Annotated in this window: 8 protein-coding genes and 2 pseudogenes; 8 read left to right on the top strand and 2 right to left on the bottom strand. The window is 71.7% G+C overall.

Annotation, left to right across the window (positions count from 1 at the left end; translation table 11 throughout):
• Window positions 1-235 (top strand): annotated as a pseudogene (locus tag QM595_RS08695) (hypothetical protein); the annotation flags it as partial.
• A gap of 213 nt (window positions 236-448) precedes the next feature.
• Here the strand turns inward: QM595_RS08695 and QM595_RS08690 are convergent.
• Window positions 449-4,678 carry a DUF4082 domain-containing protein gene (locus QM595_RS08690; RefSeq protein ID WP_415171152.1) on the bottom strand — a complete coding sequence of 1,410 codons (4,230 nt, stop codon included), beginning with the start codon at window positions 4,676-4,678 and terminating at the stop codon, window positions 449-451.
• A 122-nt stretch (window positions 4,679-4,800) separates the two neighbouring features.
• Between QM595_RS08690 and QM595_RS08685 the strand changes: the two genes are divergently transcribed.
• The 5 genes and pseudogenes from QM595_RS08685 to QM595_RS08665 form a co-directional block, all read left to right on the top strand.
• On the top strand, window positions 4,801-5,916 hold the full coding sequence (locus QM595_RS08685) for an LCP family protein (RefSeq protein WP_415171151.1): 1,116 nt from the start codon (window positions 4,801-4,803) through the stop codon (window positions 5,914-5,916).
• Between the two features lie 158 nt (window positions 5,917-6,074).
• A complete protein-coding gene (locus QM595_RS08680) occupies window positions 6,075-6,800 on the top strand; it encodes a hypothetical protein (RefSeq protein ID WP_415171150.1) in 726 nt (241 codons plus the stop codon).
• Entirely contained in the window at window positions 6,800-8,017 is a 1,218-nt protein-coding gene (locus QM595_RS08675) for an MFS transporter (RefSeq protein ID WP_415171149.1), read from the top strand. Before QM595_RS08680 ends, QM595_RS08675 begins: the two co-directional genes overlap by 1 nt.
• A complete protein-coding gene (locus QM595_RS08670; protein ID WP_415171148.1) occupies window positions 8,014-9,084 on the top strand; it encodes a hypothetical protein in 1,071 nt (356 codons plus the stop codon). The genes QM595_RS08675 and QM595_RS08670 overlap by 4 nt, the downstream gene beginning before the upstream one ends.
• A pseudogene (locus tag QM595_RS08665) lies at window positions 9,081-9,590 on the top strand (acyltransferase); the annotation flags it as partial. The gene QM595_RS08670 and the pseudogene QM595_RS08665, both read left to right, overlap by 4 nt.
• Window positions 9,591-9,664: 74 nt before the next feature.
• On the opposite strand, the gene QM595_RS08660 reads toward QM595_RS08665, so the two are convergent.
• Window positions 9,665-10,279, bottom strand: a complete 615-nt coding sequence (locus QM595_RS08660) for a helix-turn-helix transcriptional regulator (RefSeq protein WP_415171147.1) — start codon at window positions 10,277-10,279, stop codon at window positions 9,665-9,667.
• A 425-nt stretch (window positions 10,280-10,704) separates the two neighbouring features.
• On the opposite strand from QM595_RS08660, the gene QM595_RS08655 reads away from it, so the two are divergent.
• The gene (locus tag QM595_RS08655) at window positions 10,705-12,204 is read left to right on the top strand and encodes a sensor histidine kinase (protein ID WP_415171146.1); all 1,500 of its coding nucleotides are present in this window, start codon (window positions 10,705-10,707) and stop codon (window positions 12,202-12,204) included.
• Window positions 12,179-12,874, top strand: a complete 696-nt coding sequence (locus tag QM595_RS08650) for a response regulator (protein WP_415171145.1) — start codon at window positions 12,179-12,181, stop codon at window positions 12,872-12,874. Before QM595_RS08655 ends, QM595_RS08650 begins: the two co-directional genes overlap by 26 nt.
• The last annotated feature ends 115 nt before the right edge of the window (window positions 12,875-12,989 follow it).

The following is a 12,989-nucleotide window of genomic DNA, read 5'->3' as shown; positions in this document are numbered from 1 at the left end:
GGGCCGAGAGTGGCGTCTGCCCACCTGGCAGTTCGACCCCGACGCCGAGCGTGGCTTCGTTCCCGGCCTGGCCGAGCTCCAGCGGGTGTTCCCGGGTGGCCCGGTGACGCTGACCGCCTGGATGACCACCCCCCATGCGGATCTCGGCGATGCGACTCCCGTGGCGCAGCTCGCCGCCGGACACATCGACGCGGTCGTGCTCGCGGCCAAGAGCCTTACCGCCGCGGCGTGGTAAGGCCCTTGCCGGTGCCGAACCGGCGGCCCACAGCAATGGCCCGGCACTGGCGCTGTGGGACACCGACGACCAGGTCGAGGTCGTACGGGACGGGTCCGGAGTCGAGCAGGACCTGGCGTTGGTCGACCCAGCGGTCTGGCACCGGGTCGTCGCCGCGGCCGTTCAATTGGGGTTACGAGCGAACGCTGTCACGGCCTGCCCGCGGTGCGAGCCCTACGACGACGGCTGGAAGACCAGGTCGGCGAAGTAGCCGGTGGACCTGAAGGAGCCGGTCGGGAAGCCGCCGCCGGTGCCGTAGCGGAACCTGCCGTTGCTGCCGGCGGGGGCGGTCAGCGTGCCGGCGGTGTAGGCCGAGTCGAAGAACCCGGAGGTGGCGGAGTAGTGCCCGTTCGGCGCGTAGTAGGAGACGACATAGGTCTCCCCCGGTGTGAGCGGCACCGGTGTGGGCAGCTCGGCGCTCTGCCAGCCGCTGCTGGTCTCGTCGGCGAAGGTGACGCTGGCGAGCAGGTCGCCGGCGCTGCTCCACAGCGACCCGACGTGGCTGCCGGTGTTGCCGGCACCCTTGTAGAACCGCACCGCCACCGCGTCGCCGGCCACGGTCGGGCTGAAGGCGGTGCCGAGCTCGACGGCGTCGGACTCGTTGACCGCCGCCGTCGCCGGGGTGGTCTGGCCGAACAGCGTCTCGCCGGTGGGCACGGCAGGCAGCGCGTCGGGCTCGAAGACGACGTCGGCGAAGTAGCCGGTGGACTGGTAGCTGTAGGTCGGGAAGCCGCCGCCGTAGAGATAGCGGCCGTTGTTGGCCGAGGGCGCGGTCAGGTCGCCGGAGGTGAGCGGGGTGGAGAGCAGCCCCGGGGTGGAGGCGTAATGCCCCTGCGGCGCCAGATAGGAGACGACGTACGTCGTGCCGGCGTCGAGGCTCACCGGGCTGGCGAGCGTGGCCTGCTGCCAGCCGCTGCTGGTCTCGTCGGTGAAGGTGACGCTGGCGAGCAGGTCGCCGGCGCTGTTCCACAGCGACCCGACGTGGCTGCCGCCGTTGCCGGTGCCCTTGTAGAACCGCAGCGCCGTCACGGTGCCGTCCACCGCCGGGGTGAAGGCGGTGCCCACCTCCACCGGGGAGGAGTCGTCGGTGGCCGGCTGGACCGGTGTCAGGCCCCCGAAGAGGGTCTGCGCGGTGTCGCTGATCGGCGGGTCCGACGGCGGATCGGTCGGGTCGGAGTCGGTGGTCTCCCCGGGCTCGAAGACGACGTCGACCAGATAGCTGCTCGGCGAGGAGGCCGACGGGAAGCCGTCGCCGTAGGCGTAGGCGCCGGCGGTGGAGGTGACCTGCAGCGGTCCCTTCGAGAGGTCGGCGCTCGCGAACGCGTTCGGGGTCGCGGAGTAGGCGCCATTGGTGTGGTACGACGCCACATAGGTCACGCCGGACTCGATCGCCACCGGCTGGTCGAGGACGAGCGTCTGCCAGCCGGTGGTGCTCTCGTCGGTGAAGGTGCCCTGGGCGAGCACCGCGCCGTCGGCGGACCAGAGCGTGCCGGTGTGCGACGGGGTGTTGCCGAGCGCCTTGTAGAACCTGATGCCGGTAACGGTGCCGTCGGTGTCGGTGCTGAACCTGACGCCGAGATTGAGCGCGGCGTGCTCCACGTCCTCCGCGATCGCCGGCACGGTGTCCTCGTCGAACAGCGAGCACGGGCACACGCCGGCGGTGGCCGGCGGCTTCGCGGTGCGGAAGGTCCAGGTGCTGCCGTCCTGCACCTGGTTGCCCTGGGTGTCGGTGCCGGTGAGCTGCACGGTGTAGTCGACGAACCCGCTCAACGACGCGGCGGGGGTGAAGGTGATGGTGCGGGTGGAGGCGGCGTAGGAGGTGGTGCCGGAGACCGGGTCGCCGAGCTCGTCGGTGACGGTGATGCCCTCGCTGCCGGACTGCAGCGGCTTGCTGAACCGGGCGCTGATCGTAGTGTCGCGGGCGACGCTGGCCGAGCCCGCGACCGGCCACTGATCGCTCGCCACCAGCGGCGAGTCGTCGGTGGTGGTGAAGAGCACGTCGACGTAGTAGTTGGAGCTGCGCCACGACAGGTTCGGGAAGGTGCCGGCGACGCCGTAGACGCCGGCCGGCGTGGCGCCGTACCCGCCGTCGACCTCCAGCGGTGGCGCAGAGCGGCCGGAGGCCCCGAAGCCGTAGGTCTGCACCGCATAGTGGCCGTTCGGCGCGGTGTAGGAGACGACATAGGTGGTGCCGGCGGCGACCGCGACGGGGCTGGCGAAGGTGGCCTGCTGCCAGCCGCTGCCGGTCTCGTCGGCGAAGGTGACGCTGGCGAGCCGCTCGCCGCTGCTGCTCCACAGCGACCCGACGTGGCTGCCGGTGTTCTCGGCACCCTGGTAGAACCGGACGCCGGTGACGAAGCCGTCGGCCAGCGGGGAGAACCGCAGGCCGAGCTCGGCGGCGCTGTCGTCGTCGGCGGCCGGCAGCGAGGGCCCGGTCGCCGAGGTCCACGTCGTGGGGATGGCCGCGTCGCCGAAGACGCTGCACGGGCAGGAGACGTCGAAGGACCGGGTCGCGGTCGCGCCGATATTGGCACTGTCGTCGACGGCCCTGACCTGGAGCGGGGTGGCGCCGAGTCCGGTCTGGACCTCGTCGATCGTCCAGGCGGTGGTGCCCTCGGCGGGGTGCCAGCTGGTGCCACCGTCGGTGGAGTACTCCACGCCGGCGACCACGCCGCCGCCGGTGTCGGCGGCGGTGCCGGTGACGCTCACCTGGGCGCCGTTGGCCAGTGACGCCCCGGCGGCCGGCGAGGTGATGGCGACGCTCGGCCCGGTGGTGTCGGTCGACTTGGTGGCGGCCACCAGTCCGCTCGCCAGGGTCGCCGGCTGGGCGCCCATGTCGGCCAGCAGGTTGACCTCCGCCTGCTGCATCCGCACGTCGGCGGGCTCCAGGTCGTCATCGCTGTCGTGCTCGCCGTCGAGTCCCCAGGTCCACTGCACACTGCCGGCGCCGAAGACCAGCGCGCCGCTGGGCGCCCGGTAGAGCGTGATGGAGTGGGTGGTGGTGCCGTCGCCGGTGGTGTTGGCGTAGTCCTGCATGTACTGGCCGCTGATCGGCCCGGTCGTCCGCGACAGCGCGATCAGACCGGGCGGCCGGGCGCCGTTGTCCTGGTCCTCGTCGGACTCGTAGCCGACGGTGTGCGGTGCCAGCGCCGTCGAATCGTCGGTCATGCTCGCCAGGCCGGTGTCGCGCCAGAGCCGGGTCTTGCCCTGCTCCTTGGTGACGGTGACCGGCAGGTCGGTGAGGTTGGACATGAAGATGGTGCCGGTCAGCGCGTTCTCGGGCAGGCCGGCGCCGACGCTCGGCGCGGCATAGCGCGGGTCCCGCCAGGTCCCGGTCCACTCCGCCGAGGTGGTGTCGATCTTCCCCCAGCCCCAGCTCTCCTTGTAGGAGACCAACGTCCGGTAGTCGGTCTGGTCCTCGGAGATCGACGGCTCGTAACGAGTGCGCCAGTAGACCTCGTTGCCGCTGAGGAACTGCAGGTTGACGCCGGCATCGCGGGCGGCCTCGACATTGGCCCGCTGGGCGCCGCTCCAGTACTCGTCGTGGCCGACCGAGAGGAAGACCTTGTGGTTGAGCAGCAGGCTGCCGTAGCGATCGCTGTCCACCCCGGCCAGGTAGCTGACGTCGTACCCGTTGCTCTCGAGGAAGCGCACCATGGGGTACTCGTTGGCGAAGAAGAAGTCGTGGTTGGTGCCGCCCGAGCGGGTGGCGAACGGCCGGTTGTAGCTCAGCTTGTAGGCCCGGCCGTGCTCCCCGCCGACATAGAAGCTCGACCCGCCATAGGTGTTGTAGGCGACCCAGGTGGGGTCGGAGGTCTGGAAGACGACGTCGGAATCGCTGGAGTCGTCGCGCACCACGAAGGTGATGTGACTGCGGGCACCGGTCGAGGGGATCTCCAGCTTGGCGATGTAGACGCCCGAGACCGCGCTCGACGGCACATCCCAGGTCGCCGAGACCGCCCAGTTGCCGCAGTCGGTCAGCTCGGTCGAGGCGTCCCACAGGCAGTTGGGCTGATCCTGCGGCAGCGTCGCCGACGGGGTCACGCTGGCGATCTCGCGGGCGCCGTCGCCGCCGTAGTAGCCGATCCGGTAGATGGTGATGGTGTACGCCGTGGCCTCGGTGTCGATCTTGAACGAGACCGGCGAGCCGGCGTTCACGCTGATGTCGGTCGCGAAGCCCTGGATCTCGGAGTCGCCGGCGCTCTCGTTGTAGATGTCCCACTCCTCGGGGTCGGTCCCCGGCAGGCTGTTCTCGCACACGATCGGGTTGCCGCCGGGCGCGCAGGGATCGTCGGCGGCGGTGGCCTTGGCCGCCACCCCGACGAGGCCGGCCAGGGTCATGACGATGCCGAGGGCCAGCACCACCAGCTGACCGGCCCGGGTGTGGGCATGTGGAACGGGCATGGCCGCCACCCTGTGTCAACGGCGGGCTCTCGGCGCGAGATGGCCGCCGGGATCCCCCGATATTGGGTAGGTGCGGCCCCGGAGCATCCGACTCGCGGCCGGCCGCGAGTCGGATGGCTGGCGTGACCGCACCGCTCCTCGACGACGACTGCTCGCTGACGGACCTGCTCGACGATGACGACCTGCCGCCGGCCGGCCCACCCCGGCGGCGGCTGCGCCGGGTCGTCGTCGTGATGGTGACGCTGCTGGCGCTGCTCGCCGGCATCCCGGTGGCGGTGGCCTGGTACGTCGAGCACCGGCTCTCCAGCCAGCTCACCCGGATGTCCGGCATCTTCGCGGCGCTGCCGGAGTCGCAGCGGCCCGCCAAGCCGGCCGCCGGGGCACCCGGTGCCGCCGCGGTCGACATCCTGCTGATCGGCACCGACCGCCGCTCGGAGGTGGCCACCACCGGCACCGACGCCGCCGCGGCCGACTGGGTCCCGGGCCAGCAGCGCTCGGACACCCTGATGCTGCTGCACATCGACGGCGACCGGCGCTCCGCCGCCGTGGTGTCGATCCCGCGCGACTCGTGGGTCGACATCCCCGGTCACGGCAAGGGCAAGATCAACGCGGCGTTCTCCTACGGCGGGCCCTCGCTCGCGGTCGCGACGGTGGAGCAGCTCACCGGCATCCGCATCGACCACGTCGCGATCGTCGACTGGACGGGCTTCGAGGAGCTGACCGACGCCGTCGGCGGGGTGGACATCGACATCCCGGAGACCGTCCACGACTCGGCCAACGACGTGACCTGGGAGGAGGGCCGTCACCATCTCGACGGCGAGCAGGCGCTGCTCTACGTGCGACAGCGCTACGGCCTGCCCGGCGGCGACTTCGACCGGGTGAAGCGGCAGCAGGCGTTCCTGCGCTCGGTGATGGAGGCCAGCCTCCACCAGGAGATGCGCAAGGACCCGCGGCTGCTCTACGACTTCCTCTCGACGCTCGCCCGCCATGTCACCGTCGACGCCGAGTGGTCCACCACCCAGATGGCCAAGCTGGCCTTCTCGCTGCGCGACTTCCGCTCGGCCAATGTCGAGTTCCTGACCGCCCCCTCGACCGGTACCGGCATGGTGGGCGACCAGAGCGTGGTCTTCCTCGACCAGGACGCCGGGCGCGAGCTCTGGCACGAGCTGCGCACCGACCGGATCGACGAGTGGTCCTCGATCCACTGGCGCGAGCTCACCGGCGACGTGGTCCGCTGACCACCCCCCATCCCCGCCGAGAGGTCCCTCATGGCCCGCCGAGAGGTCCCGGATGGCCCCTCGAAAGGTCCCGGATCGACCGCGCTGCCATCCCCAAATGAGGGGATCGCTCCCCCCCTCCGTGCCGCGGCCGTACGACGACGGCGTGGACTGGGGTCATGGCCCCTGGTGCACGTCTGCTCGCCCTGACCGGCGTGGCCGTCGTGCTCGCCGGAGTCGGGCTCCTGGGCTGGTCGCTCGGGTCGGGTGGGCCATCGGCGGGTCCGGACGCGAACGTGCCAGGGTCGATGGCACCCGCGACCGGGCCCGCCAGCACACCCGCCAGCACACCCGCCGGCGCCGCCACGACGGAGCCGACCGACCCGACCGCACCGGCGGACCCGACGGCCTCGGCAGGCTCCGCGACGCGCTCGCCCGACGACGTACCCACCACCGCGCCGCCACGCGGCGCCACCGAGGTGCTGCCCAGTCCGTCGACGACGGCCTCGGGCGGCAACCCCTATCTGCCCGACCTGCCCGCTCCGGGTGACCAGCCGGCGTCGCTGCTGACCGAGGTGCCCGAGCCCGCCACCGCCAGCGGCGTGCTCGCCACCGGCTTCCCGGCGGCGCTGGCCCCACCCGAGGGCAGCACGATCGAGTCGAGCAGTCTCACCGTCGCCGGCCGCCGAGTGCAGGCCGCCCTGGTCGCCGACCCGCGCGGCGGGGCCAAGGCGCTGCTGCTGCACTACCGCACCGTGCTCGGCCAGCGCGGCTTCGCCGAGGAGTCCGTCCAGGCGCCGGAGAACGCGCCCGCAGCCGCGTTCCGGCACGGTGAGGAGACCGTGACGGTCACGCTGCAGGACGGAGTCTGCTACCTGCTCGCCAACCTGCGGGTGGCGAGCTGATGTACCTCTCGCTGAGCGACCGTCCGACAACGGTCAAGTCCACGATGCGTGGCCGCATCCGGGTGAGCCGCCTCGTCGTCACCCTCGGCGTGGTCAGCCTGCTCACCGACATCTCCAGTGAGTCGGTGAGCGCGATCCTGCCGCTCTACCTCACCGCGGTGATCGGCCTCGGCACCGTCGCCTACGGCTTCGTCGACGGCCTCTACCAGGGCGTCAGCGCGCTGGTCCGGATCGCCGGCGGCTGGGTGGCCGATCGCTCGGGCCGACCGCAGCGGGTCGCGCTGGCCGGCTACGGCCTGTCGATGGTGGCTCGGGTCCTCCTGCTCTTCGCCGGCGGGGTCGCCTCGATCTCGGCGGTGATCTCGGCCGACCGGATCGGCAAGGGGCTGCGCACCGCCCCGCGCGACTCGATGATCACCGCCGCCAGCGACCCCGCCCATCTGGGCCGCTCGTTCGGGGTACACCGCACCCTCGACACCGTCGGCGCCGCGATCGGGCCGCTGCTCGCGTTCGGGATCCTCTGGGCGATCCCCGACGGCTACCACACCGTGCTGGTCGTCTCACTGGGCTTCGCGGTGCTCGGCGTCGTGGTCCTCGCGCTCTACGTGCCGCGCGACGCCGGCGGCGTGGTGCGCCCGCCGGAGCCGATCCACTGGCGGGCCGCGCTGACGCCCGGACTGCTGCGACTGCTCGGCGTGGCGGGAGTGCTCGGCCTGCTCACCGTGGGCGACGGCTTCGTCTACCTGGCGCTGCTGGACTCGGCCGGCTTCGCCGCCACCTGGTTCCCGATCCTGTACGTCGGCACCAACCTCGCCTATCTCGCCCTAGCGGTGCCGCTGGGCAGGCTGTCGGACCGGGTCGGCCGGCCCCGGGTACTGGTGCTGGGCCACCTGCTGCTGGCCGGCTCCTATCTGGCCAGCTGCGCCGCCGCCAGCACCGCCGGGGTGCTGGTCGCACTCGCGCTGCTCGGCGCGTTCTACGCCGCCACCGACGGCGTGCTCGCGGCCGTCGCGGCCGGCACCGTGCCGGCCGAACTGCGCACCAGCGGCATCGCCTGCGCCCAGACGGTCGTCGCCTTGGCCCGGATGGGCGCCAGCGTCGGGTTCGGGGTGCTGTGGTTCACCATCGGCCCCCACCGGGCCCTGGTGCTGGTCGCGGCGGCGGTGGCGGTGGCGGTCTGCGCCGGCGCCCCGCTGCTGTGGCGGCGCGCGTCATGACGCCGGGCTGGCGAACGGCGGTGCTGGCGACGGCGGTGCTCGTCGTCGGCACCGGCAGCGCGACGTACGCCCTCGGCGAGTTGCACCGCAGCCGCGATCTCCGATCGCGAGCACCCTCCGTGGCCACCGCCACCACGGCGCCCGACGGCTCGGTCCTGGTGTTCCGCCATACCGGCCTCGACCAGGAGTACGGCGTGGTGGCGGAGGTGTCGCTGGCCGACCCGGACGGGCCGCGCACGTTCACCGGCGTCTCCTGCGACCGGGTCTACGCGGTCGCCGCCGGCGCCTCCTGTCTGCGCACCAAGCGCGGCGTGGTCACCACCTTCGAGCAGACCGACCTCGACCCGGACTGGCGGACCGTCGCCGACCACGGCCTGCCCGGCATCCCCAGCCGCACCCGGCTCTCCGAGGACGGCTCGCTGGTCGCCAGCACGACCTTCGTCAACGGCGACTCCTATCTCACCACCGGGTTCTCCACCCGCACCGAGATCCACCACTTCGGGTCCGACGCAGGAGGAGCCCGAAGCGATCAGGACAGCGACGGCACCAGCTATGGCGACCTGGAGCAGTTCACGCTGATCCTCGACGGCAAGGAGTCGGCACCGACCGACCGCAACATCTGGGGCGTCACCTTCGCCGCCGACGACAACACGTTCTATGCCACGGTCGCGACCGGCGGCCGGACCTATCTGGCCCGCGGCGACCTGGCGAAGCACACCCTGACCACCATCGCCGACCAGGTGGAGTGCCCCTCGCTCTCTCCCGACGGCACCAGGATCGCGTTCAAGGAGCGGGTGGACCACGACAGTGGCACCTGGTGGACGCCGGCGGTGCTGGACCTGGCCACCGGGCAGCGCACCGTGCTGTCGGGAGAGAGCCGCAACGTGGACGACCAGATCGCCTGGCTCGACGACGACACCCTGCTCTACGGCCTGACCCGGGCCGACGAGGCCGGCGTCACCGACGTCTGGTCGCTGGCGACCGACCCGGCCGCGACGCCGCGGCTGTTCTTGGAGCAGGCCTGGTCGCCTGCCGTGATCCGCCAACCTCAGGGAGCCAGCCCATGACCGTCACCGACCCGCCCCGACTCCACCCCACCGCCGACGTCGACCCGAGCGCCGAGGTGGGGTCCGGCACCCTGGTCTGGCATCTCGCCCAGCTGCGTGAGCACACCCGGGTGGGCGCCGACTGCGTGATCGGCCGTGGCGCCTACCTCGGCCCCGGCGTCGTGGTCGGCGACCGCTGCAAGATCCAGAACCAGGCGCTGGTCTACGAGCCGGCGGTGCTCGCCGACGGCGTCTTCGTGGGACCGGCGGTCGTCTTCACCAACGACCTCACGCCGCGGGCGGTGACCCCCGACGGCCGGCTCAAGGGCGCCGCGGACTGGGAGATGGTCGCCGTGGTGGTCGAGGAGGGCGCCGCCATCGGCGCCCGCTCGGTCTGCATCGCGCCGGTACGGATCGGCGCCTGGGCGATGGTCGCGGCCGGCTCGGTGGTGACCCGTGACGTGCCGCCCTATGCCCTGGTCGCCGGCGTACCGGCCCGACAGATCGGCTGGGTGGACCGGGCGGGCCACCGGGTCGCCGAGCCGCCTAGATGATTGATGCACGGGGATCGTGCGGCGAGCGAGACCCGTGCATCAATCATCTAGCTGAACACCCGCTGATCGCTCGGGTCGAGCTCAAGCAGGTAGCCCAGTGCGGCGACCGCGCCCAGCTGGGAGCTGACGTCCAGCTTGCGCAGCACCGCCTTGACCTGGCTGCGCACCGTCGCCGGGGAGACCTCGAAGAGGCCGGCGATCTCGAGGACCGACTCGCCGGCGTACAGCAGCCGCAGCACCTCACGCTCGCGGGGTGTCAGGGTGTGCATCCGCTCCCCCAGCTCCCGCCGCTCCTCGCGGAGCCGGTTCCACTGTCGCAGCAGCTGCTCCTGGCTGGTCGCGGAGATCGCCCGCTCGCCCCGGGCCACCTGGCGGACCATCTCGCCCACCTCGTCCAGGCCGGTGTCGCTGGGCACCACCGCAGCCGCGCCGGCCTCGATGACAGCGCCCCACAGCGGCCCCGGCGGCGCCGAGGTGAGGACCAGCCACCGCGTGGCGACCCGGCTGAGCAGCAGCGAGGCGGACCGGATCCGCGCCCAGCGGTCGAGGTCGCTGATGAGCAGCCCGACGTCGGGGGCCATGACCGGGCCCCGGCGAGGTCGCGGCAGCGCCTGCTCGCCCGGCCAGCGCAGCGCGAAGGCCGCGAACTCACGGCTCGTCAACGCTGCCCGGACGGCCTCGGCGACAAGAGCCTGGTCCGATGCGACAGCGACTTTGAGGCGGCCTGGCACCACCGGGTGACCTCCCTCTCTCTCCCCTGGGTCGCCGCCATCTTGCTGGGCGATCCTGTGGCATCGGCTGTCAGAACCTCACGGCCACCTGTTTTGGGGATGCGCCCCCTCAACGACGCCCCGCTCTCGAACCCGCGCTGAGACCTTCGGCTGGACTAGTCCACGCGTCGATGCCGATGACACTCCCCAAATTGTGGTATAGCGTCCGCCGCGTGCGGTAAGCGCAGTTGTTGGGACGGATACGTTCGCCGCGATCGATATCTGAAAACCGGGAAATCGCAGCTCTCGGGGCAGCCACGACGGCGACGGGGGTGGGACCCTGCTGCCGACGTGTCCCTCCAGCAACAAGGGCACCAATGACTCTGCATATCTTTCCCCGCAAGATGTGGAGCCGCACCAGTTCGGTCCTGGTCATGGCGATGGTCGTAATTCCGGCCCTCGCCTTGGGTCTGTCCAGGTCCCCTGAGCGCACGCTCCGCCACATCGCCGGTTTCGACGACCTGATCATCGCGCCGGCGATCCTGATCGCCGCCGTGGGCTTCTACGCCGGCTGGCGGCTGACCAACAGCCGGTCGCTGTCCTGGGTAGCCTTCGCGGTTGCCGGGCTGGGCTGCGAGGCGCTCGCACTGATGGCCGCGGAACTGCTGCGCGGCGGTACGGCGAGCACGTGGACCCAGCTCGCCGACGGCACCGCGTTGACCACGGTCGCGCTGTGTGTCTACCTCTCGCGTCGTCGGGTCCTCCCGGTCGATCCGATCGCCGCCGGCGCCGGTCTCGGCCTCGTCCTCGCGGGCATCCGGCTGTCCGCGCTCGCGCTGCCCGACCTGCTGCCCCACATCTGGCTGTGGCGAGCAGTCGCGACCGTCGTCCTCGACGTCGTCGTCTGCGCGCTGCTGCTCTCCATGCCCGGCCGCCGGCCATGGCAGATGATCCAGCTGAGCCTGACCACAGTGCTGCTCAGCGTCGCGCACCTGATCGCCTACGTCACCGCCGGCCGTGCCTCGGAGGTCGTGGTCATCGTCGCCGACCTGGTCGCCGCCGCGGTGCTCCTCTGCGCCGCGCTGGTGACGCTGCGGTCGGCCACCGAGCAGGCCCGCACCGAGCGCGACGCGCTGCAGCAGCGGCTCGCCGCCGCCGAGGTGGACGCCCGAGTCGAGCGGGCCCGGATGCACGAGCTCAACTCGACCATCGCCGGGATCACCTCGGCGAGCCGGCTGATTCGCAACCGGCGTATCACCGAGCAGCGACGACACCTCCTCGAGAGCATGATGCAGTCCGAACTGGCTCGCCTGGAGCGCCTCGTGAGCAGCGGGCAGGGCTTCACCATCCCCGCGCCCGGCCGCACCGCCCCCAACGGCCTGGCCGAGCTCGAGGATCTCGGCGAGGTCGATCTCGACAGCGTGCTGACCACGCTGGCGCTCTCCCAACAGGCCCGCGGCCGCGAGGTGCGCTGGAACCGAAGCGGTCGTTGGGCGCGCGGCGACACCGACTCGGTCACCGAGATCCTCCAGATCCTGCTCGACAACGGCGCCCTCCACGGCGGCTCTCCGGTCCAGGTCAGCCTCACCCAGGTCGGCTACGCGATCGAGATCTGCGTGAACGACTCGGGCCCCGGCGTGGCGCCGGAGATGCGGGACCGGCTCTTCGACTGGGGGGTGCGCGGCTCCGACTCCCGCGGCCAGGGCATCGGCCTGCACATCGCCCGCAAGCTCGCCGAGCAGCAGGCGGGCTACCTCACCCTGCGCGACGTACCCGACCGGCAGGGCGCCACCTTCGTGCTCTGGCTGCCCGCCGCCGAACGATCCGGGGAGCTCCATGACATCGCTGACCATGACTCAGCCCGTCGTTTCGCGTAGCCAGGTCAAGATCCTCATCGTCGAGGATCACGTCCTCTTCGCGGAGTCGCTCGAGGTCGTCCTCTCCGTCGAGGGGTACGACGTGCGCCGCATCGGCATCCCCGACTCCGCCGGCTCCCCCGCGACGCTGCTGTCCACTGTGATCAGGCAGCGGCCCCGGATCGTGCTGCTCGACCTGGACCTGGGACAGTTCGGCGACGGCGTCCGGCTCATCGCCCCGCTGGCGAAGTCGGGCATCAACGTGGTCGTCGTGACGGCCTCGGCGGATCGGGGCAGGTGGGGCGAGGCGGTCCGCAACGGCGCCCGCACGGTGCTGTCCAAGGCCCGGCCGCTCAACGACACCTTGGCCACCGTCCGGCGGATCAACCAGGGCCTGCCGGTGATGACCCACGAGGAGCGGGAGGACCTGCTGCGCACCTGGCGGCAGACCCGCGCCGAGATCCAGGAGCTGCAGGCCCGGATCGCGCTGCTGACCGCTCGGGAGTCACAGGTGCTCGGCCATCTGATGCGCGGCGACACGGTCCACGACATCGCGACCTCCAGCGTGGTCTCCGACGCGACGGTCCGCACCCAGGTCAAGTCCATCCTGGCCAAGCTGGAGGTCTCCTCCCAGCTCGCCGCGGTGGGGCTGGCCCACCAGATCGACTGGAAGCCGCCGCCACCCCGCTGACCGCCGAGTCGGCAGAAGTGCAGGCTGTGAGAGTGCCGAGTCGGCAGAAGTGCAGGCTGTGAGAGTGCCGAGTCGGCAGAAGTGCAGGAGGCAGACCCGCACTTCTGCCGACTCG

Origin of the sequence: Nocardioides sp., from assembly GCF_047607185.1 — a bacterium.
Classification (GTDB): Bacteria; Actinomycetota; Actinomycetes; order Propionibacteriales; family Nocardioidaceae; genus Nocardioides.
Note: the sequence above shows the minus strand (reverse complement) of the source record. Positions and strands in the feature narration are given on the sequence as shown.

Coding starts and splice junctions, on each gene's coding strand:
- QM595_RS08650 (WP_415171145.1), top strand. CDS start 12,179: ATGACTCAGCCCGTCGTTTCGCGTAGCCAGGTCAAGATCCTCATCGTC.
- QM595_RS08655 (WP_415171146.1), top strand. CDS start 10,705: ATGACTCTGCATATCTTTCCCCGCAAGATGTGGAGCCGCACCAGTTCG.
- QM595_RS08690 (WP_415171152.1), bottom strand. CDS start 4,678: ATGCCCGTTCCACATGCCCACACCCGGGCCGGTCAGCTGGTGGTGCTG.
- QM595_RS08675 (WP_415171149.1), top strand. CDS start 6,800: ATGTACCTCTCGCTGAGCGACCGTCCGACAACGGTCAAGTCCACGATG.
- QM595_RS08670 (WP_415171148.1), top strand. CDS start 8,014: ATGACGCCGGGCTGGCGAACGGCGGTGCTGGCGACGGCGGTGCTCGTC.
- QM595_RS08680 (WP_415171150.1), top strand. CDS start 6,075: ATGGCCCCTGGTGCACGTCTGCTCGCCCTGACCGGCGTGGCCGTCGTG.